This is a genomic window from Sphingobium naphthae, from assembly GCF_043589935.1.
Taxonomy (GTDB): domain Bacteria; phylum Pseudomonadota; class Alphaproteobacteria; order Sphingomonadales; family Sphingomonadaceae; genus Sphingobium; species Sphingobium naphthae_A.
On sequence record NZ_CP171454.1, the window covers coordinates 251,111 to 271,127 of the forward strand.

Genomic DNA, 20,017 nt, shown 5'->3' on the forward strand with positions numbered 1-20,017 from the left:
TATCCAGCAACGGAGGCGAGGAACGCGCAGGCGAGAAAAGCGAAAAGGGCGCCCGGACTATCCGCGCGCCTTATCGAGTCACTCCGGAGGAGCGACCTTCAAGCTGAGCGTCCACAAGCGCGATCGCTCGCTGGACGGCGCTCTCTATAGTCAAATCCGACGTGTCGAGCAAGTCCGCACCCTCGGCCAGCTTCAGCGGGGCATGGTCGCGACTCATGTCACGCGTGTCGCGCGCCTGGATGTCGGCGATCAGGCTGTCCATGTCGGGATGGCCGCCATGGGCGAGCGCATCCTTGTACCTGCGGTCGGCGCGGACATGGACGCTGGCGGTCACGAATATTTTCGCGTCGGCATCGGGCGCGATGACCGTGCCGATGTCGCGCCCGTCGAGAATGGCGCCGCCCGGCTGCGTCGCAAAGTCGCGCTGCCGCTGGACCAGCGCGTCGCGCACGACCTGATGGACGGAGACGCGCGACGCCAGCGAGCCCACGGCTTCGCTCCGCAGCGCCGTGTCGCCCAAGATCGCGTCGTCGAAGCGACAGGCGGCGAGCGCGTCCGCTTCATGGTCCGGATCGCCGCCCGCCTTGAGCACGGACAGACCGACCGCGCGATAGAGCAGGCCGGTGTCGAGCACGGGCAGGCCGTAATGCCGCCCCAATGCCTTGGCGATGGTGCCCTTGCCGGATGCGGCAGGCCCGTCGACGGCGATGATCATGATTTTGTCCTCCGGGATTTGAACAGGCCGAGCAGCGCGATGGCGGCCCAGACAATTTCAAGCGCCATGGACGCCATGTTGTAATGCACCGTGAGCGACCAGATAAGGAACAGCGATCCCACGAGGTTCAGCAGGTTGAACAGAACGAAATTCAGTCGAGTGGCCATATTGCTGTACGCATAGGCGACCACCATGATCCCGCTGCCGATCAGTCCGATGACATTGGCCATATCGAACATCATTGCACCCCGCCAATATCGCGCAGCAGCGGCACGAAGGTCGGGAAGCTGGTGGCCACCGGGCGCATGTCGTCGATCGTGACGCCCTCGCGCGACACGAGGCCGGCGACGGCGAAGCTCATCGCGATGCGGTGGTCGAGCTTCGTCGCAATCGGACCGCCGCCCGTCAGCGGCGCGCCGCCGCTTCCTTCGATGATGATGCCATCGTCCAGTTCCTCGACGGTGACGCCGATCGCTCGCAAGCCATTGGTCATCGTCGTGATCCGGTCCGACTCCTTGACCCGCAACTCCTCCAGGCCGCGGAAGATGCTGCGTCCTTGCGCGAGGGCGGCGGCAATGAAGGCGACCGGATATTCATCGATCATGCTGGGCGCGCGGGCGGGATCAGGCTCGACGCCTGTGAGCGCCGAAGCGCTGACGATCAGGTCGCCCACCGGCTCGCCGCCGACCTCGCGGGCGTTCACGATCTCGATCGACCCGCCCATCTCGCGCAGCAAGTCGATCAACCCGGCGCGGGTCGCATTGAGGCCGACATTGCCGATGGTCACACGTGATCCCGGCACCAGCAGCGCGGCGACCATCGGGAAAGCGGCGGAGGAGGGGTCGCCCGGCACGATGATCTGCTGCGGCTTGAGTTCCGCTTCGCCGACTAGCGTGATGATGCGCGTGCCGTCGGGCTGGGTTTCCACGCTGAGATCCGCGCCGAAGCCCCGCAGCATCCGCTCGCTATGATCGCGCGTGGGCACGGGCTCGACGACGCGCGTGATGCCCGGCGCATTGAGGCCGGCGAGCAGGATCGCGGATTTGACCTGAGCCGATGCGACCGGCAGGCGATAGTCGAGCGGCACGGCCGGGCAGGCGCCCCGCATGGTGAGCGGCAGCCGCTCGCCCGGGCTGGTCGTGAAGCTGGCGCCCATGCGGCTCAGCGGCTCCGTCACCCGGGCCATGGGCCGCTTGCTGAGGCTTGCGTCGCCCGTGAAGGTAGCGGTCAGGTCGTGGCTGGCCAGCAGCCCCATCAGCAGGCGGGTTGATGTGCCGCTATTGCCCATGTCCAGCGCCGTCTCCGGCTGGAGCAGCCCGCCCACGCCCACGCCATGAACATGCCAGATGCCTTCGGCGTCGCGATCGATCTGCGCGCCCATTGCCCGCATCGCGGCCGCGGTGGCGAGCACATCCTCGCCCTCCAGCAGGCCTTCCACCCGGCTTTCCCCCACCGCCAGCGCCGAGAGCATCAACGATCGGTGGGAGATGCTCTTGTCGCCGGGCACGGTGACGCTGCCCGCCAGCGCCGGCGCAGCGCGGAAGGTCGTGGGGGTGGGTTGATCATCAGGCTGGGTCACGGATGCCCCTTGTCATGGAACCGAAAAAATGCGTGGGGCTTTTGACAGCGCGGTTTGCCTATGGCAAGGCGCGCCACGTTTCGCGGGCGACTTGGCTGTCACGCCGCATGATTTCTGTTTGAGCATCGAAGAAGGAACAGGCCGGACATGGTGAAGGCTGAATGGGGCACGAAGCGGACCTGCCCGAAATGCGCGACTCGCTTCTATGACCTGGGCAAGGACGATCCGGTTGTCTGCATCAACTGCAACACCGCCTGGGAACCGGAACCGGTGCTGAAGTCGAAGCAGCCGCTGCCTTATGAGGAAGCGCCCAAGAAGATGGTGGAAACCGCCGATGGCGAGACCGAGGCGGCGGACGACGATCTGGATCTGGATATCGATGTCGATGATGATGGCGATTCGCCGGATAATGACGTCGATCTGGGCGGTGATGATGACCTGGGCGTCGACGCCGGCAATGACGACGGCGACGACGACAATTAAGTGAAAAATCCGCTTGCCAATAGGGTCGGACGACCCTAGAGGCAGCGACCTCCGAAGCGCTGGACCCAAACGGCGCTTCGGTCTGGTGACGGGGCCTTAGCTCAGCTGGGAGAGCGCCTGCATGGCATGCAGGAGGTCAGCGGTTCGATCCCGCTAGGCTCCACCAGTTTTGCCGGTAAGTCCAAGGGACATTCACCGGCAAAACTCCCTAAGCGACAGCGTAGGGCGGATGTGATCCGGGTTGCACCGATATATCGGCCGACGGTTGACGCCGGACATGGCCTGACCCTGGGACTGCGGCGACCGCTGCATCGGATGGGGCCTTAGCTCAGCTGGGAGAGCGCCTGCATGGCATGCAGGAGGTCAGCGGTTCGATCCCGCTAGGCTCCACCATTATTTTCTAGAGACACATCCATTTCGAAGCTTCTCCATGCGGAGCGTCTCCTGTTGTCGGGAGCGTCGGCGCTCAAGGCTGAGTGATAGCCTTGACGCGCCATCTGAGCGCCGACCGCAGGCCTTGAACGCCGATCAGGGCGCGGTGCGGTGCCGGGGGCGGGATCGTGGGGCGGCGTCGGACTGGCGGCGGATGAGGGCGTGGTCCAGGACCAGATGCTCGGCGGCGTCGGCGCTGCGGGTGCGGCGAGTCTTGAGCTGGCGCACCAGCACTTCGACGGCGGCGCGGGCCATCGCGCTGATCGGCTGGCGAATGGTCGTGAGTTCGGGCCAGATGGTGGTGGCGAGCGAGGTATCGTCAAAGCCGCAGACGGTGAGATCGCCCGGAACGTCCAGGCCCGTGCGATGCGCGATCGCCACCGTGGCGGCGGCCATGTCGTCATTGCTGGCGAAGATGGCGGTCGGCGGGTCGATCAGCGACAGGATGGATTCGGCGGCGTCCAGGCCGGAGCGATAAGTGAAATAGCCCTGGGCGATGAGTTCGTCCTCCACCGCCAGCCCGGCCTCGCCCAACGCCTGGACATAGCCTTCGAAACGGCGGGCGCTGGCGCTCTGATTGGGATTGCCCTTGATGAAGCCGATGCGCGCATGGCCGAGCGCGATCAGGTGGCGCGTCATTTCATAGGCGGCCTGGCGATCGTCGATGCTGACGGCGGCGAGCTGCGAGGGCGCGCGACCGGTCGCCACGGCCACGGCCGGAATGCCCGCCTGGTCGAGCGCCTGCACCATGTCCGCATGGTCGCAGAGCGGCGGGGGCAGGATGACGCCATTGATGCGGCCGCGCTCCAGATGCGCGACGACGGAGGCGATGGATGTTTCCTCGTCCCATTTCTCCACCACCAGGTCGACGCCGCTGCGGCTGGCCTGGTCGAGGCTGCCGACGAGAAATTCGCTGAGATAGGAGGAGGAGGGGTTCGAGTAGAGCAGGCCGATGCGGGTTTCATCGCCGCCCGCCAGCGTGCGCGCGGCGGCGCTGGGGGCATAGTTGAGCGCCGCGATCGCGGCCTCGACCTTCGCCCTCGTTTCCGGCCGCACCACCTGTTCGCCATTGATGACGCGCGACACGGTCATCGGCGAGACGCCGGCCTGGCGCGCGACGTCGGTGATGGTGGGCGCGTTGCGCTGGCGGCGGGGGGCTCGGGCGTCGGTCAAAGGCGGCGGCTTTCCGGAAACTTCATGTCACGCCTTGGTAACGACAACCACCCGAGGAATAGAAGCGAAAAATCAGTTGTGGCCCGGCGCGTAGGGGAAGCTTTGCGCCTTGTACCAGTCAAGATCGTGCGCGGGCGGCGCGGCGCCGGTGGGCAAGGGCAGGTGATTGATCGACTGGAAATAGGCGATGCTCGCGTCGCGCCACCATTGCGCCTCGCGATGCTGGATAGCGAGGAAAGCCTGCGTCTGGGCGAAGCGTTCCGGATCGACGAGCGGGCGCAGGCTGTTCCAGGTCCGCTGCATGTCGGCGACATAGGCGACGCCGCGGTCATAGCGGTGGACGAGGCCGTTCCAGAGCGTCTCGCCCGATTTCAGGCGATAATCCCAGGGGAGATGGTGGAACCAGAGCAGCTCGCTTTCGGGCGTGGTGGCAGAGTCGGCGAGCCGGCGCGCGAGAGCGGGCGCATATTGGGCGATGGCGTTGCTGCCGCTTTTGGTGCGGTCGAAACCGATGCCGCGGGCATCGGCCTTGTGATAATAGACCGGGTTCCATTCCGGGCGCGCCAGGTCCGATACCCAGGGCGCGGGACCATAATGGTGGCCCGTGCCCATGACATGGGCAAGGCCGAGCGGGGTCATGTAATCGACCGCGGCTTCGCGCGATCCCATCATCATCGCGACCACCGGCTGCACCAGGCGGGAGTCGGGCGAGAAGGTCATCGCCGCCCATTCGCGCGCGATCGACTCGGCCGCCAGGTCGGGATCCCAGGCGAGGCGGCCAAAGGCATACCAGTCGGCCTGATTGAAAATGGAGCCGCTCCAGTCGCGATCAACGCCGATATTGGCGACGCCCGCAATGCCGGTCAGGCGATGGCCATCGAGCGATCCGTCGACCACCTTGGCGACAGTCGAGCCCTTGCCTTTCGCATAGGTGTCGGCGTTGAGCGTTTCCTCGAACAGGGGGCCGAGATAGGTGAGATGCGTCGATTGGCCCAGATATTCCTTGGTGATCTGGAACTCCATCATCAGCGGCGTTTTCGGCATGGCGCCGAAGAGGGGGTGGAAGGGTTCGCGCGGCTGGAAGTCGATCGCGCCATTCTTGACCTGCACCAGCACATTGTCGGCGAACTGGCCGTCCAGCGGCTTGAAGTCGGCATAGGCCTGTTTGGCGCGATCGTCGGGATTGTCATGGGCGTAGACGAAGGCGCGCCACATGACGATGCCGCCATGGGGCCTGACCGCGGCGGCGAGCATGTTGGCCCCATCGGCATGGGTGCGGTCATAATCCTGCGGGCCTGGCTGGCCTTCGCTGTTCGCCTTGACCAGGAAGCCGCCGAAATCGGGAATGGCGCGGTAGATTTCATCCGCCTTCGCCTTCCACCAGGCGGCGACCTGCGGGTCGAGCGGATCGGCGGTCTTGAGGCCGTTAAGCTCCATCGGCGCGGTCCATTTGACCGACAGATAGACGCGGATGCCGTAGGGCCGGAAAATGTCAGCCAGCGCGGCCGCCTTGGCGATATAGGGTGCGGTCAGGCTGTCGGCCTTGGCATTCACATTGTTGAGGACGGTGCCGTTGATCCCGATCGAGGCGTTGGCGCGGGCATAATCGGTGTAGCGGGGCCCCTTATAATCGGGCAGGCGCCACCAGTCCCAGATCGACATGCCGGCATAGCCGCGCTCCACCGTGCCATTCAGATTGTCCCAATGGTTGAGCAGGCGCAGGCCGACGCGCGGCGCGCTGCGAATGTCGAGCCGGTCGAGCGCAGCCCCGGTCTGGGCGAGGCGCAGCCAATGAAAGGCGCCGTGCAGCACCCCGATGTCGCTGTTGGCGGCGATCAGCGTCACGGGCTGCCCACCTTGGTCGATGGATCGAATGGCATAGCCTTCCGGGCCGAGCGCCTTCAACGATACAGGCAGGTCGGGGGCTGTGTCGGGTGTCGCCAGCCAGAGCGCGCCAGCGGTCGGGGTCGCGGCCATGGCAGGCGCGGTTCCGGTCATGCGCTTGATGGCGCGCCGCAATTCCTGCGAAGCGGCGCGCAACGTCGGGCTGCTCGTTTTTGAGGCGATGGCGCGCGCATGCGCGCTGATGTCTGCGGCGCGGGCCTGATCCGCCGGCGCGTAGCGAAGCCAGAGATCATAGCCATCCTCCGCCCGGGCGGGGAGCGCCAGCATCATCGTGGCCATGGCCATCATATAGCAGAACAGACGCGCTATCACTCTTCCCTCTCCCCTTGTCCTTTGGCTTGTCCCCGACAGGAACGGCATTGACAAGCCCGGTCTGTGCCGCGATGGTAGCGTTATCAGCTGACGCGTCGCAAGCGAAAAGCGCGTCGGGCGAGAAAAAGGGGAGAGGGGCCAGGTGATCCGTAGCTGCAAGATTTTGGGCGCTGCATCCTTGCTGGCGATCGGGATGGCGACGCCGTTCGCGCCCATGGAGCCAGCCCGCGCGACGCAGGATCAGCGGCCGCTCTACAAGGATGCCTCCGCGCCGGTGGAGGCACGCGTCGACGACCTGATCGCGCGCATGACGCTGGATGAGAAGATCGCGCAGATCACCACCGTGTGGGAAAGCAAGGTCCAGATTTTCGACGATCGGCTGCAACTTGATGTGGCGAAGCTGGCGGCGCGCTACCCTCATGGCCTGGGGCATTTCACTCGGCCCTCCGACGCAAGAGGCGCGGTCAGCCCGCGCGTGGCGCGAGGGCGCGATCCGCGCCAGACCGTTGCGCTGGTCAATGCGCTGCAGAAATGGGCGATGACGCAGACTCGTCTGGGCATCCCGATCCTGTTTCATGAAGAAGGGCTCCACGGCTATGCGGCGGTGGGCGCGACCAGCTTTCCGCAGTCGATCGCGCTGGCGTCTTCCTGGGACCCGGCGCTGGTGCGGCAGGTGAACAGCGTGATCGCTCGCGAGATCCGCGCGCGCGGCGTGCCGATGGTGCTGTCTCCCGTGGTCGACATTGCGCGCGACCCGCGCTGGGGTCGGATCGAGGAAACCTATGGCGAGGATCCCTATCTGGTCGGCGAGATGGGTGTCGCTGCGGTCGAGGGGCTGCAGGGGGCCGGCCGGGCGCGCGATCTGCGTCCCGGCAAGGTGTTCGCGACGCTCAAGCATCTGACCGGCCATGGCCAGCCCGAAAGCGGCACCAATGTGGGGCCGGCCCCGGTGTCGGAGCGCGAACTGCGCGAGAATTTCTTCCCGCCTTTCGAGCAGGTGGTGAAGCGCACCGGCATCAATGCGGTGATGGCGAGCTATAACGAGATTGACGGCGTGCCGAGCCACATGAACCGCTGGCTGCTGGGCGATGTGCTGCGCGGGGAATGGGGATTCCGCGGTGCGGTGGTGTCGGACTATTCGGGTGTCGACCAGTTGATGAGCCTCCATCATGTCGCCGGCAGCCTGGAGGAAGCGGCCCGGCGCGCGCTGGACGCGGGCGTCGACGCGGACCTGCCCGACGGGCTGTCCTACGCCACGCTGGGCGCGCAGGTGCGCGCGGGCAAGGTCAGCGAGGCGCAGGTCGACAAGGCGGTGCGCCGGATGCTGGAACTGAAGTTCCGCGCCGGGCTGTTCGAACATCCCTATGCCGATGCGGCGCAGGCGGAGGCGATCACCAACAACAGCGAGGCGCGGGCGCTGGCGCGCACGGCGGCGCAGCGATCGATCACGCTGCTGAAGAATGACGGGATGCTGCCGCTGAAGCCAACAGGGTCGATCGCGGTCATCGGGCCGAGCGCGGCCGTGGCGCGGCTGGGCGGCTATTATGGCCAACCGCCGCACGCGGTCTCCATATTGGAGGGCATCAAGGCGAAGGTCGGCGACCGAGCGACCATCGTGTTCGCACAGGGCGTGAAGATCACGCAGGATGACGACTGGTGGGCGGACAAGGTCGAAAAGGCCGATCCCGCCGAAAATCGCCGGCTGATCGCGCAGGCGGTGGAGGCAGCGAAGGGCGTGGACCGCATCATCCTGACGCTGGGCGACACCGAGCAGTCGAGCCGCGAAGGCTGGGGTCCCACTCATCTGGGCGACCGGCCGAGCCTGGACCTGGTCGGCGAGCAGCAGGACTTGTTCGATGCCCTGAAGGCGCTGGGCAAGCCGATCACGGTGGTGCTGATCAACGGCCGACCGGCGTCGACGGTGAAGATCAGCGAGCAGGCGAACGCCCTGCTGGAAGGCTGGTATCTGGGCGAGCAGGGCGGCCATGCCGTGGCCGACATTCTGTTCGGCGACGTCAATCCGGGCGGCAAGCTGCCCGTGACGGTGCCGCGATCGGCGGGGCAGTTGCCGTCCTTCTACAATGTGAAGCCGAGCGCGCGGCGGGGCTATCTGTTCGACACGACCGATCCGCTTTATCCCTTCGGCTTCGGCCTCAGCTACACCAGCTTCGCCCTGTCGCCGCCGCGCCTGTCACAAGCCAGCATCGGCACCGGCGGCACCACGACCGTCGCCGTCGACGTCCGCAACACGGGCGCGCGGGAAGGCGACGAGGTGGTCCAGCTCTACATCCACGACAAGGTGAGTTCGGTGACTCGCCCGATCAAGGAATTGAAGGGCTTCCAGCGCGTCACTCTCAAACCGGGTGAAGTGCGGACGGTCCGCTTCACCATCGATTCCGAAAGCCTGAAGATGTGGAATGATAGCATGCATCATGTCGTCGAACCGGGCGCGTTCGAGATCATGACCGGAAACAGTTCGGTCGCGCTTCAGTCGACGACGCTGACGGTGACGCCGTGAGCGCCGGTTTCGCGCGTCGGCAGGCGCTGGGGCTGATGGCGTCGACGTCGCTGCTCGCGGCTGCCCCAGCGGTGGCGGCGAAGAAAGGCGGCCCGCTCTACAAGGATGCGAGCGCGCCCATCGACCTGCGCGTGCGCGATCTGCTGGGGCGCATGACGCTGGAGGAGAAGGTCGGGCAGATCATCGCGCTATGGGCGACCAAGGCGGAGATCATGGACGATCTGACCTTCTCGCCCGCCAAGGCGAGCGCGGCCTATCCGCAGGGTTTTGGTCAGATCACGCGGCCGTCCGACCGGCGCGGCGCGCCAAATGGATCGACGCAGGCGGGCGGGGTCGGCGCGCGCTGGCGCACGCCCAGGGACACCGTCGCCTTCATCGAGGCGGTGCAGAAATGGGCGGTGGAGGAGACGCGGCTCGGCATTCCGGTGCTGTTCCACGAAGAGTCGCTGCACGGCTATATGGCGACCGACGCCACCATGTTCCCGATGGCGATTGGCATGGCCGGCAGTTTCGATCGCGACCTGATGCGCGAGGTGCAGTCGGTAATCGCCCGCGAGGTGCGGGCGCGGGGCGTGCATCTGGCGCTGTCGCCAGTGGTGGACATCGCCCGCGATCCGCGCTGGGGCCGGATCGAGGAGACGTTCGGCGAGGATCCCTATCTGTGCGGCGAAATGGGCGTCGCGGCGGTGCTGGGCCTGCAGGGCGAGAGCAGGCAGATCGGCCCCGACAAGGTGATGGCGACGCTCAAGCACATGACCGGCCATGGCCAGCCGCAGAGCGGCGAGAATATCGCGCCCGCGCCAATCAGCGAGCGGGAGCTGCGCGAGAATTTCTTCCCGCCCTTCCGCGCGGTGGTCAAGCGCACCGGCATCGCCGCCGTCATGCCCAGCTATAATGAGATAGACGGGGTGCCGAGCCATCAGAATGTATGGCTGCTGGGCGACATTTTGCGCGGCGAATGGCATTTCGACGGCGCGGTGGTGAGCGATTATGGCGCGGTCCCCGAACTCGACACCATCCACCATGTCCAGCCCGACCTGGAAGCGACGGCGCGGGCCGCATTGCGCGCCGGGGTCGATTGCGAGCTGCCCGACGGCATCGCCTATCGCACGCTGGTCGATCAGGTGCGGGCGGGCAAGGTGCCGGCCGAGGCGGTCGATGTCGCCTGCGCCCGGATGCTGACGCTCAAGTTCCGGGCGGGCCTGTTCGAAAATCCTTGGCCGCGGCGGGACTGGGATGCGGTGACCGGCAATGAGGAGGCGCGCGCGCTGGCACTGAAGGCCGCGCATCGATCGATCGCGCTGCTGAAGAATGACGGGACCTTGCCGCTGGCCGCCGGGGCGCACCGGCGCGTCGCGGTCATCGGGCCCAATGCCGCGATCGCGCGGCTGGGCGGCTATTCGTCCATTCCGCGCCAGGCGGTATCGCTGCTGGACGGCGTGAAGGCGAAGCTGGCCGGCAAGGCAGAGGTGGTCCATGCCCAGGGCGTCTTCATCACCCAGAGCGAGGACCGCTCGGTGGACGAGGTATTCCTGGCCGATCCGGCGAAGAACCGCCAGCTGATCGCCGAGGCGGTCGCGCTCGCGAAGGATGCCGACATCATCCTGCTGGCGATCGGCGATACCGAGCAGACCAGCCGCGAGGGTTTCGCCAAGAACCATCTGGGGGACCGCACCAGCCTGGATCTGGTCGGCGAGCAGAATGACCTGTTCGCCGCCATGAAGGCGACCGGCAAGCCCGTGGTGGTGTGCGCCATCAATGGCCGTCCGCCCAGCTACCCGGCGGTCGTCGAGGGCTGCAACGCGCTGCTGGAATGCTGGTATCCGGGGCAGGAAGGCGGCACGGCGATGGCCGACATCCTGTTCGGCGACGTTAATCCCGGCGCGAAGATGCCGGTCACCGTGGCGCGCGATGCGGGGCAGGTGCCGGTCTTCTACAATCGCAAGCCGAGCGCCCGGCGCGGCTATGTGTTCGAGGAGATTTCCCCGCTCTTCCCCTTTGGATATGGCCTGAGCTACACGCGGTTCGATATTGGAAAGCCACGACTTTCCTCGCAACGCATCGGCGTGGGTGGGGCCGTCACTGTTGAAGTCGACGTGCGCAACGCCGGGGACAGGGCGGGCGACGAGGTCATCCAGCTCTATGTCCGCGACCAGACCGCCAGCGTTACCCGACCGATCAAGGAATTGAAGGGGTTCGAGCGCATCACCCTGGCGCCGGGCGAAGCGCGGACGGTGCGGATCGCGCTCAAGCCCGATGCCTTCGCGCTCTGGAACCTCGACATGGAGGAAGTGGTCGAGCCCGGCCTGTTCGACATCATGGTCGGCCCGGACAGCGAGAACCTCCAGACAATTACGCTCGAAATCATCTGAACAGGACGCCTATATGCCTAAGATCATTGACACCAAGGTCATCGTCACCTGCCCCGGCCGCAATTTCGTCACGCTCAAGATCATCACCGACGAGGGCGTTTACGGGCTGGGCGACGCCACGCTCAACGGACGCGAGCTGGCGGTGGCCAGCTACCTGACCGACCATGTCGTCCCCTGCCTGATCGGCCGCGACGCGCACCGGATCGAGGATGTCTGGCAATATCTCTACAAGGGCGCCTATTGGCGGCGCGGGCCTGTCACCATGACCGCGATCGCCGCGGTCGACATGGCGCTGTGGGACATCAAGGGCAAGATCGCGGGGCTGCCGGTCTATCAGCTGCTGGGCGGCGCCAGCCGCGAGGGCGTGATGGTCTATGGCCATGCCAACGGCACCAGCATCGAGGATACGGTGAAGGTCGCGCTGGAATATCAGGCGCAAGGCTATAAGGCGATCCGCCTGCAATGCGGCGTGCCGGGCATGGCCAGCACCTATGGCGTCTCCAAGGACAAATATTTCTACGAGCCCGCCGACGCCGACCTGCCGACGGAGAATGTCTGGAACACGTCCAAATATCTGCGCGTGGTGCCGGAGCTGTTCAAGGCGGCGCGCGAGGCGCTGGGCTGGGACGTGCATCTGCTGCACGACATCCATCATCGCCTGACGCCGATTGAGGCGGGGCGGCTGGGCAAGGATCTGGAGCCCTATCGACCCTTCTGGCTGGAGGATGCGACGCCGGCGGAAAATCAGGAAGCGTTCCGCCTGATCCGCCAGCATACGACGGCGCCGCTGGCGGTGGGCGAGATTTTCAATTCGATCTGGGACGCCAAGGACCTGATTCAGAACCAACTGATCGATTATATCCGCGCCACTGTCGTCCATGCCGGCGGCATCACGCATCTGCGCCGGATCGCGGCGCTGGCGGACCTGTATCAGGTCCGCACCGGCTGCCATGGCGCGACCGACCTGTCGCCGGTGTGCATGGCCGCCGCGCTGCATTTCGACCTCAGCGTCCCCAATTTCGGCATCCAGGAATATATGCGCCACACCGAGGAGACCGACGCGGTCTTTCCCCATGCCTACAGCTTCGCGGACGGCATGATGCACCCGGGCGACAAGCCGGGGCTGGGGATCGACATCGACGAGGAGCTGGCCGCGAAATATGAATATAAGCGCGCCTTCCTGCCGGTGAACCGGCTGGAAGACGGCACCATGTTTAATTGGTGACGAGGATGGCAGAGGCGATGAACAAGCCGCCCGGGCCAAAACTGCTTGGCCCCAAGCCGTCTGGAAAGGTGCGCTGGATCGTATGCGGCCTCCTCTTCGCGGCGGTGGTGCTGAGCTATATCGACCGGCTGGTGCTGCCGACGCTCAAGCCGGACCTGCAGGCGCGCTATGGTTGGAGCGAGAGCGGCTATGCCGACCTCGCCATCTGGTTCCAGGCGGGCTATGGCATCGCCTATGTCGCGTTTGGCCGATTGATCGACAAGATCGGGGCACGGGCCGGCTATGCGCTTGCCGTGTCGTTGTGGACCGTCGGCCATGTCGCGCACATCTTCTTCACCTCGACCGCCGGGATGCTGCTGGCGCGCATTCCGCTGGCCATCGGCGAGGCGGGGACATTTCCCGCTGCGATCGCCGCCACCAATGAATGGTTCCCCAAGAAGGAACGCGCCCTGGCGATCGGCATCTTCAACGCCGGGTCCAATGTCGGCGCGATCCTGACGCCGCTGGTGGTGCCGATCATAGCGGTGACGCTGGGCTGGCGCTGGGCCTTCATCCTGACCGGACTGCTGACGGTGGTGTGGCTGGCGGCGTGGCTCGGCTTCTACCGCCGCCCGCGCGAGAAGAAGGGGCTGTCGGCGGAAGAACTGGCCTGGATCGAAACCGATCCCGTCGAGGAACAGAGGCCGGTGCGGTGGGCGACGCTGTTCCGCCACCGCCAGACCTGGGCCTATATGAGCGGCCGTTTCCTGATCGATCCGGTGTGGTGGACCTTCCTCTTCTGGCTGCCCGATTTCTTCAACAAGCAATATGGCGTCAAGATGCTGGACTTCGGCCCGCCGCTGATCGCCGTCTATCTGCTGGCGGACGTGGGTTCGGTGGCCGGCGGCTGGGCGTCCTCGCGCTTCATGGGGCGCGGCTGGAGCGTCAATCGTGCGCGCAAATCGGCCATGTTCCTGGCCGCCTTGTGCGCCGTGCCGATCGCCTTTGCGACTCATGCGCCGTCCATGTGGGTGGCGGTGGCGCTGATCGGCCTGGCCTGCGCGGGGCATCAGGGCTTCTCCGCCAATCTCTACGCCCTGTCGGGCGATGTCTTCCCGCGCTGGATGGCGGGATCAGTGGTGGGGCTGGGTGGCCTTGCGGGCGCGATCGGCGGCATGCTGATGGCCAAGTTCGCCGGCGTGATCCTGGAGACGATCGGCAGCTACGGCCCGATCTTCGCCGTCGCCTCCTGCGCCTACCTGGTCGCACTTTTGACTATTCATCTTATCATTCCGCGCTATCAGGTCGTTGCCAGCGCTGGCACAGCCGACCAAGGAGCATGATCTTGACCAAAGCCCTGCGTCTCCATCCCGATCGCCTTTTTCCGTCAGAGCCCGCGACGCGCGACATCGCCCGCCGGCTCTACGCCACGGTCAAGGACCTGCCGATCGTCAGCCCGCACGGCCATACCGATCCGCGCTGGTTCGCCTATGATCAGCCCTTCGCCAATCCGGCGGAGCTGCTGATCGTGCCCGATCATTATGTGTTCCGCATGCTCTACAGTCAGGGTGTGCGGCTGGACGAACTGGGCGTCCCGACAATCGACGGCAGCGCCACCGCAGACGATCCGCGCGCGATCTGGCGGCGCTTTGCCGAACGCTATCACCTGTTCCGCGGCACGCCGTCGCGCATGTGGCTGGACTGGGTCTTTGCCGAGGCGTTCGGCATCGAGGTGCGGCTGGAGGCGGCGACCGCCGACCATTATTATGACGTGATCGACGCTGCACTGAAGACCGACGCCTTCCGCCCGCGCGCGCTGTTCGAACGCTACAATATCGAGGTGATCGCGACGACCGAGGGGCCGCTCGATCCGCTGGACCATCATCGGGCGATCCGCGAGTCCGGCTGGAGCGGCAAGGTTGTGACCGCCTATCGCCCCGACCCGGTGCTGGACCCCGACGATCCCAAGTTCATCGACAATGTGCAGCGTTTCTGCGCCATGGCAGGCGAGGATGCGAGCTATGCCGGCTATCTGCGCGCGCATGAAAAGCGCCGCGCCGATTTTCGCGCCGCGGGCGCGACATCGACCGATCATGGCCACCCAAGCGCCTTCACCGCCAATCTGTCGCCGGACGAGGCCGAGGCGCTCTATGCCAGGGTGACGAGCGGCCCGGTCAGCGCGCAAGAGGCGGAACTGTTCCGCGGCCATATGCTGGTGCAGATGGCGCGCATGTCGATCGAGGACGGCATGGTGATGCAGCTGCATCCTGGCGTCCATCGCAATCATAATGACGCGGTGCGCGCGCGTTTCGGCAAGGACAAGGGCGCGGACATACCGACCGCCGGCGAGTTCGTGGCGGCGCTCAAGCCCTTGCTCGACCTTTATGGCAATGATCCGCGCCTGACGCTGATCCTCTTCACGCTGGACGAGGATGTCTATTCGCGCGAACTGGCTCCGCTGGCCGGCCATTATTCGGTGCTGCGGCTGGGGCCGCCTTGGTGGTTCCATGACAGTCCCGAAGGGATGCGGCGCTTTCGCGAGCGGGCCACGGAAACCGCGGGTTTCTACAATACGGTCGGCTTCAACGACGATACCCGCGCCTTCCTGTCGATCCCGGCGCGGCACGATGTCGCGCGGCGGATGGATTGCGGCTGGCTGGCGCAACTTGTCGCCGAACATCGGCTGGAGGAGGATGAGGCGTTCGAGGTGGCGCGCGCGCTGGCCTATGATCTGGCCAAGGTGGCCTACAAGCTGTGAGCCGCCTGTCGTCCGCCACGCTGGCGACGCTGCCGGCCGATGTCGCGCGGCCGCGCTATGACCGCGGGGCGGTGCGCTGCGGCGTCGTGCATCTGGGCATCGGCGCCTTCCACCGGGCGCATCAGGCGGTGGTGTTCGAGCAGGCGCTGAATGCGGGCGACCTGCGCTGGGGCATCGTCGCCGCGTCGTTGCGATCGCCCGGCGTGCGCGACCAGATGGCGCCGCAGGATGGGCTCTATACGATGCTGGTGCGCGATGGCGTGGCCGATCAGGCGCAGGTGATCGGCGCGGTGCAGCAGGTGATCGTGGCGCCGGAGGAGCCCGAAGCGCTGCTGGCGGCGCTGGCGTCGCCGGACACGCATATCGTCACGCTGACCGTGACCGAGAAGGGCTATAAGCTCGACCCGGCGACGGGCGCGCTCAACGAAAGCGATCCGCAATTGGCCGCCGATCTGACATCGCTGGAGAGGCCGCAGACCGCCCCGGGTTATCTGGTGGCGGCGCTGGCGCGGCGGCGCGCCGCCGGGCTGCCGCCGTTCACGGCGATAAGCTGCGACAATCTGCCGCATAATGGCCGGCGGCTGCGGGGCGCGGTGCTGGCGCTGGCGCAGCGGCATGATCCGGCGCTGGCCGAATGGATCGGGGCGCGGGGCACCTTCCCGGAAACGATGGTTGACCGGATCGTGCCGGCGACGACGGCGGAGGATGTGGCGGCGCTCGGCGCTCTGCTGGGCGTCGAGGACCAGGCGATGGTCAAGACCGAGCCTTTCCTGCAATGGGTGATCGAGGATCAGTTTTGCGGGCCGCGGCCCGACTTCGGCTCGGGGGTTCAGCTCACCGCCGCCGTCGCCCCCTGGGAAGAGGCGAAGCTGCGGCTGCTCAATGGCGCGCATAGCGGGATCGCCTATCTGGGCGGTCTGGCGGGGATCGACCATGTGGATGAAGTGTTGGTGCTGCCGGAGGCGCGGCGCTTTGTCGACAGGCTGTGGGACGAGGCGGAGACGACCCTGTCGCCGCCGGCCGAACTGGACGTCGCCGCCTATCGCCGCGACCTGATGGCGCGGTTCGACAATCCGACATTGCGACACCGAACCCGACAGATAGCGATGGATGGTTCGCAGAAGCTGCCGCAACGATTGCTGGCGACGATCGCGGCGCGGTTGGAGGCGGGGCAGGGGATCGACGCGCTGTCGCTGGCGGTGGCGGCCTGGATCCGCTGGCAGGCGGGGCGCGACGATCAGGCACTGGCGCATCAGGTCGACGATCCGCTGGCGCCGCAGATCGCGGCGGCGCTGGCCAGCGCGCACAGCGCGCCAGCGCGAGTCGACGCGATGCTGGCGTTCGAGCCGGTCGTGCCGCCGGCGCTGGCGGGGCAAGGCGCGTTGCGAGACGCGCTCACGCGCTGGCTCGCAGTGCTGGAGTCTCGGGGAGCGCTGGCGGCGCTTATGGATTTGGCCGAGAGCAGGTTATAAGCGTTACCAGCCGCGCGGTTGCAATGTCTTGACATTCGCGCCGCGCGGTTTATTGAAATGGCTAGTGATAGCGCTACCAGCCAAGCCCACCGGAGAGTCGGGGGCGGCGCTCAGGAGAGGGGATTGTTCATGTCTTCACATCATCGTCATATTCGCGCGGCCCTGTTCGCCGCTTCGGCGATCGGATCGCTGGCGAGCGCGCAGACCGCATTCGCGCAGCAGGACGCTGCGCCGCAGACCTCGGCCGCCGCGCCGCAGGATGAAGTCGCCGACATCGTCGTGACCGGCATCCGCGGGTCGCTGCAAAGCGCGACGAACGCCAAGAAGAATGCCGTGGCGTTCGGCGATTCCATCTTTGCCGAGGATATCGGCAAGCTGCCCGCGACCAACCTTGCCGAAACGCTCAACCGCATGCCCGGCGTGCGCCTGAACCGCGACATCAATGGCGAAGGCACGCAGGTCGCGATCCGCGGTCTGGGGCCGAGCTTCACCCGCGTGCTGCTGAACGGATCGCAGCTGCAGGTCGCGTCCGACGGCGGCACCAATGGCGGCAGCGCCAATCGCGAAGTCGACCTGGACTTCTTCCCGTCGGAACTCTTTACCCGGCTCGACCTGGCAAAGAGCCCGTCGCCCTCCACGCTGGAAGGCGGCATCGCCGGCACGGTCAATCTGCGCAACGCGCGCCCGTTCGACAAGCCGGGCACGCATGTCACGGTCGTCGCGCAGGGCCAATATACCGACAGCAACGACAAGATCAGCCCGCGCGGCGCGATCGTCGCGAGCCACACCACCGACACGTTCGGCATTTTGCTTGGCGTGGCTGGCGTTAAGACCAAGACGCGCGTCGATGGCTTCGAGTCGCTGGGCTATAGCGACGGCAATCTGGGCACGGGCGATCCGGGCGGCAATAATTTCAGCTATGCCTCGATCGTGCCCAATAATGCCGGCCATGGCCTGGTCGCAGGCCAGCCGGTCGACGTGGTCGCCACATCGGGCCTGACGCGCGACCAGCTCAGCACCGCGCTCATCCCGCGCCTGGGCCGTCAGGCTTTGACGCAGGGGGATCGTTCACGCATCTCCGCACTGGCGTCGCTGGAATGGCGGCCGAGCGACGAGTTGCATTTCGCCCTGGACGGTATCTGGGCCAAGTCGAAGCGCAACTATGATCGCCTGATCATGAACTGGCAGGTGCGCAATTCCGGGCCCGGTACCAGCGCTCAGTCCACCGGGGGCATGATCCCGATCGACCTGACCGTCGACGACAATGGTGTCGTCACCAGCGGCACCTTCGCCAACAGCTCCTTCTTCATGGAAGCGAGCCAGTTCAAACAGACGACCAAGTTCTGGAACATCAACCCGAGCCTGAGCTGGCAGCCGAGCGATGTGCTGAAGGTCGATCTGAGCGCCAACTATTCCAAGAGCCGCTTCTTCCGCGAACAGCCGAGCTGGGTGTTCCAGACCGCGCCTCAATCCGGCGTCGATGTCTATTATGACAATACGGGCCAGGGCGATTATCCGTCGATCACGACGAATATCGACCTCAACGATCCCAATAACGGCCTGTGGGAATGGTACCGCCAGAATGTCGCGCTCGTGCGTCGCACGACCGAGACCAAGGGCGCCCATCTGGACGTCACCTATGGCGACGACGTCTTCAACGTGAAGGTGGGCGCCGCCTATGACCGGGCCCAGCGCACCATCCGCGCCTATGACAACAGCCCGGCCTACCAACTGTCGGTCTGCGGCACGGGCTGCACCGGCGACACCGGGTCGATCCCGACCAGCGCGATCCCGCAATATCTGATGCCCGGATCGGTCAAGAATTTCGGCCACCTGGCGAGCGGCAACATCGGCTTCACGCGCTACATCATGCCGGATTTCGGCGCGCTGCGGGATGCGACCGACTATGAAAGCTATCGCGACAGCGCGCCCGAAGCGCGCGGCGCGGTAACGGGCGGCGCGACCGGTGACATGGACGAGGAAGTATGGGGCGCCTATTTCGAACTGAACGGCGTCACCACGATCGCGGGACGCGACCTGCATATCAACACGGGCATGCGCTATGCCCGCACGCGCCAGGAAGTGGTTGGCCCGAGCCAGATCGGCACGGAGATCATCGACATCACATCGCAGTCCACCTACGAGAATTTCCTGCCGTCGATCAACCTGACCTACGACGTCGCGGACAATATCAAGCTGCGCGCATCGGCGTCGCGGACGATGACGCGGCCGGATGCTGGCGCCATTCTGCCGGGGATTACTTTCTCCGATCCCTCGGCGCTTGTGGCGAGCGCGGGCAATCCGGACCTGAAGCCCTATACGTCGGACAATTATGACCTGGGCGGCGAAATCTATACGGGCGGGATCGGCTATGTCGGGCTGTCGCTGTTCATGAAGAATATCCAGGGCTTCACCGTCACCACGTCGCAGGAAGTCACCTTCGGATCGCTGAACATCCCGTTCTCGAGCCTGATCCCGACGCAGCAGAATGCGCTGAATGATCGGTCTCTACAGACCGGAATCCCGGTGGATCAGCTGCCGATCACTGTGAACCGCCCGATCAACCTGTCGGACCTGAAGATCAAGGGTCTGGAAATCACCTGGGTCCAGCCGCTCGACTTCCTGATGAAGGGCCTCGGCTTCTCGGCCAACGGCACCTATCTGGACCAGTCGTCCTCGTCTGGCCTGGTGGCGACGGGCGTGTCGAAATATTCCTACAATCTTCAGGGCTTCTATGAAGACGACCGCCTGTCGGTCAGCCTGAACTATGTGTGGAATGACGATGCGATCGCGGTCAACCGGCCGCAGAACGGCATCCAGAACGCATCGCTGCGGTCGAAGGCGCGGGGCCAGCTCGACCTGTCGGCCGGCTATCAGCTGCCCTTCCTCAACGATGGCGTGCGCCTGACGCTGGATGCGCTCAACCTGACCAACGAGCCGATCCGCACGCTGTTCGAATATGATAATGCCCCCTATTCGGTCTATTATCCCGGCCGCACCATCCTGGCCGGCATCCGGGCCAATTTCTGATCCTCCCCAAGGGAAAACTGACAGGGCCGGCCGCAATGCCGGCCCTTTTTTCTTTCGGCTGGAT

13 protein-coding genes and 2 tRNA genes are annotated in these 20,017 nt (G+C 65.7%); 10 read left to right on the forward strand and 5 right to left on the reverse strand.

Annotated elements, in window-relative coordinates:
• Positions 1-70: 70 nt before the first annotated feature.
• From cmk to aroA, 3 genes are read right to left on the reverse strand one after another with little or no spacing between them, the layout of a single operon-like run.
• Positions 71-715 carry a (d)CMP kinase gene (gene cmk / locus ACGGKE_RS01225; RefSeq protein ID WP_394439373.1) on the reverse strand — a complete coding sequence of 215 codons (645 nt, stop codon included), beginning with the start codon at positions 713-715 and terminating at the stop codon, positions 71-73.
• Positions 712-957 carry a hypothetical protein gene (locus ACGGKE_RS01230; protein ID WP_394439375.1) on the reverse strand — a complete coding sequence of 82 codons (246 nt, stop codon included), beginning with the start codon at positions 955-957 and terminating at the stop codon, positions 712-714. The genes cmk and ACGGKE_RS01230 overlap by 4 nt, the downstream gene beginning before the upstream one ends.
• A complete protein-coding gene (aroA, locus tag ACGGKE_RS01235; protein WP_394439377.1) occupies positions 954-2,294 on the reverse strand; it encodes a 3-phosphoshikimate 1-carboxyvinyltransferase in 1,341 nt (446 codons plus the stop codon). The genes ACGGKE_RS01230 and aroA overlap by 4 nt, the downstream gene beginning before the upstream one ends.
• Positions 2,295-2,441: 147 nt before the next feature.
• On the opposite strand from aroA, the gene ACGGKE_RS01240 reads away from it, so the two are divergent.
• The 3 genes from ACGGKE_RS01240 to ACGGKE_RS01250 all read left to right on the forward strand — a co-directional run bounded on the left by ACGGKE_RS01240 (position 2,442) and on the right by ACGGKE_RS01250 (position 3,170).
• A complete protein-coding gene (locus ACGGKE_RS01240) occupies positions 2,442-2,777 on the forward strand; it encodes a TIGR02300 family protein (protein ID WP_228166243.1) in 336 nt (111 codons plus the stop codon).
• A 90-nt stretch (positions 2,778-2,867) separates the two neighbouring features.
• Positions 2,868-2,943, forward strand: a tRNA-Ala gene (locus ACGGKE_RS01245).
• A gap of 151 nt (positions 2,944-3,094) precedes the next feature.
• Positions 3,095-3,170, forward strand: a tRNA-Ala gene (locus ACGGKE_RS01250).
• A gap of 135 nt (positions 3,171-3,305) precedes the next feature.
• Here ACGGKE_RS01250 and ACGGKE_RS01255 read toward each other — a convergent pair.
• Positions 3,306-4,382: a LacI family DNA-binding transcriptional regulator gene (locus tag ACGGKE_RS01255; RefSeq protein WP_394439379.1), complete on the reverse strand. Its 1,077-nt coding sequence runs from the start codon at positions 4,380-4,382 to the stop codon at positions 3,306-3,308.
• Between the two features lie 72 nt (positions 4,383-4,454).
• A complete protein-coding gene (locus ACGGKE_RS01260) occupies positions 4,455-6,566 on the reverse strand; it encodes an alpha-glucuronidase family glycosyl hydrolase (protein ID WP_394439381.1) in 2,112 nt (703 codons plus the stop codon).
• 226 nt (positions 6,567-6,792) lie between these two features.
• Between ACGGKE_RS01260 and ACGGKE_RS01265 the strand changes: the two genes are divergently transcribed.
• From ACGGKE_RS01265 to ACGGKE_RS01295, 7 genes are all read left to right on the forward strand, one after another.
• On the forward strand, positions 6,793-9,117 hold the full coding sequence (locus tag ACGGKE_RS01265) for a glycoside hydrolase family 3 N-terminal domain-containing protein (RefSeq protein ID WP_394441649.1): 2,325 nt from the start codon (positions 6,793-6,795) through the stop codon (positions 9,115-9,117).
• Between the two features lie 35 nt (positions 9,118-9,152).
• Positions 9,153-11,489 carry a glycoside hydrolase family 3 N-terminal domain-containing protein gene (locus ACGGKE_RS01270; protein ID WP_394441652.1) on the forward strand — a complete coding sequence of 779 codons (2,337 nt, stop codon included), beginning with the start codon at positions 9,153-9,155 and terminating at the stop codon, positions 11,487-11,489.
• Positions 11,490-11,502: 13 nt separating this feature from the next.
• Positions 11,503-12,714: a D-mannonate dehydratase ManD gene (gene manD, locus ACGGKE_RS01275; RefSeq protein ID WP_394439383.1), complete on the forward strand. Its 1,212-nt coding sequence runs from the start codon at positions 11,503-11,505 to the stop codon at positions 12,712-12,714.
• A 17-nt stretch (positions 12,715-12,731) separates the two neighbouring features.
• Positions 12,732-14,036 (forward strand): MFS transporter, encoded by a 1,305-nt coding sequence (locus ACGGKE_RS01280; RefSeq protein ID WP_394439385.1) that lies wholly within the window; start codon positions 12,732-12,734, stop codon positions 14,034-14,036.
• A complete protein-coding gene (gene uxaC / locus ACGGKE_RS01285) occupies positions 14,033-15,451 on the forward strand; it encodes a glucuronate isomerase (protein ID WP_394439387.1) in 1,419 nt (472 codons plus the stop codon). The genes ACGGKE_RS01280 and uxaC overlap by 4 nt, the downstream gene beginning before the upstream one ends.
• Positions 15,448-16,923, forward strand: a complete 1,476-nt coding sequence (locus tag ACGGKE_RS01290) for a mannitol dehydrogenase family protein (RefSeq protein ID WP_394439389.1) — start codon at positions 15,448-15,450, stop codon at positions 16,921-16,923. The genes uxaC and ACGGKE_RS01290 overlap by 4 nt, the downstream gene beginning before the upstream one ends.
• Positions 16,924-17,052: 129 nt before the next feature.
• Positions 17,053-19,953, forward strand: coding sequence for a TonB-dependent receptor (locus ACGGKE_RS01295; protein ID WP_394439391.1), 2,901 nt, complete (start codon positions 17,053-17,055; stop codon positions 19,951-19,953).
• Positions 19,954-20,017 lie beyond the last annotated feature (64 nt).

Excerpts from the sequence above, each read along its gene's own strand:
- ACGGKE_RS01280 (WP_394439385.1), top strand. The coding sequence starts at position 12,732 with ATGAACAAGCCGCCCGGGCCAAAACTGCTTGGCCCCAAGCCGTCTGGA.
- ACGGKE_RS01230 (WP_394439375.1), bottom strand. The coding sequence starts at position 957 with ATGATGTTCGATATGGCCAATGTCATCGGACTGATCGGCAGCGGGATC.
- manD (WP_394439383.1), top strand. The coding sequence starts at position 11,503 with ATGCCTAAGATCATTGACACCAAGGTCATCGTCACCTGCCCCGGCCGC.
- ACGGKE_RS01265 (WP_394441649.1), top strand. The coding sequence starts at position 6,793 with ATGGCGACGCCGTTCGCGCCCATGGAGCCAGCCCGCGCGACGCAGGAT.
- ACGGKE_RS01295 (WP_394439391.1), top strand. The coding sequence starts at position 17,053 with ATGTCTTCACATCATCGTCATATTCGCGCGGCCCTGTTCGCCGCTTCG.
- ACGGKE_RS01240 (WP_228166243.1), top strand. The coding sequence starts at position 2,442 with ATGGTGAAGGCTGAATGGGGCACGAAGCGGACCTGCCCGAAATGCGCG.
- uxaC (WP_394439387.1), top strand. The coding sequence starts at position 14,033 with ATGATCTTGACCAAAGCCCTGCGTCTCCATCCCGATCGCCTTTTTCCG.
- ACGGKE_RS01260 (WP_394439381.1), bottom strand. The coding sequence starts at position 6,566 with ATGGCCACGATGATGCTGGCGCTCCCCGCCCGGGCGGAGGATGGCTAT.
- cmk (WP_394439373.1), bottom strand. The coding sequence starts at position 715 with ATGATCATCGCCGTCGACGGGCCTGCCGCATCCGGCAAGGGCACCATC.
- ACGGKE_RS01270 (WP_394441652.1), top strand. The coding sequence starts at position 9,153 with ATGGCGTCGACGTCGCTGCTCGCGGCTGCCCCAGCGGTGGCGGCGAAG.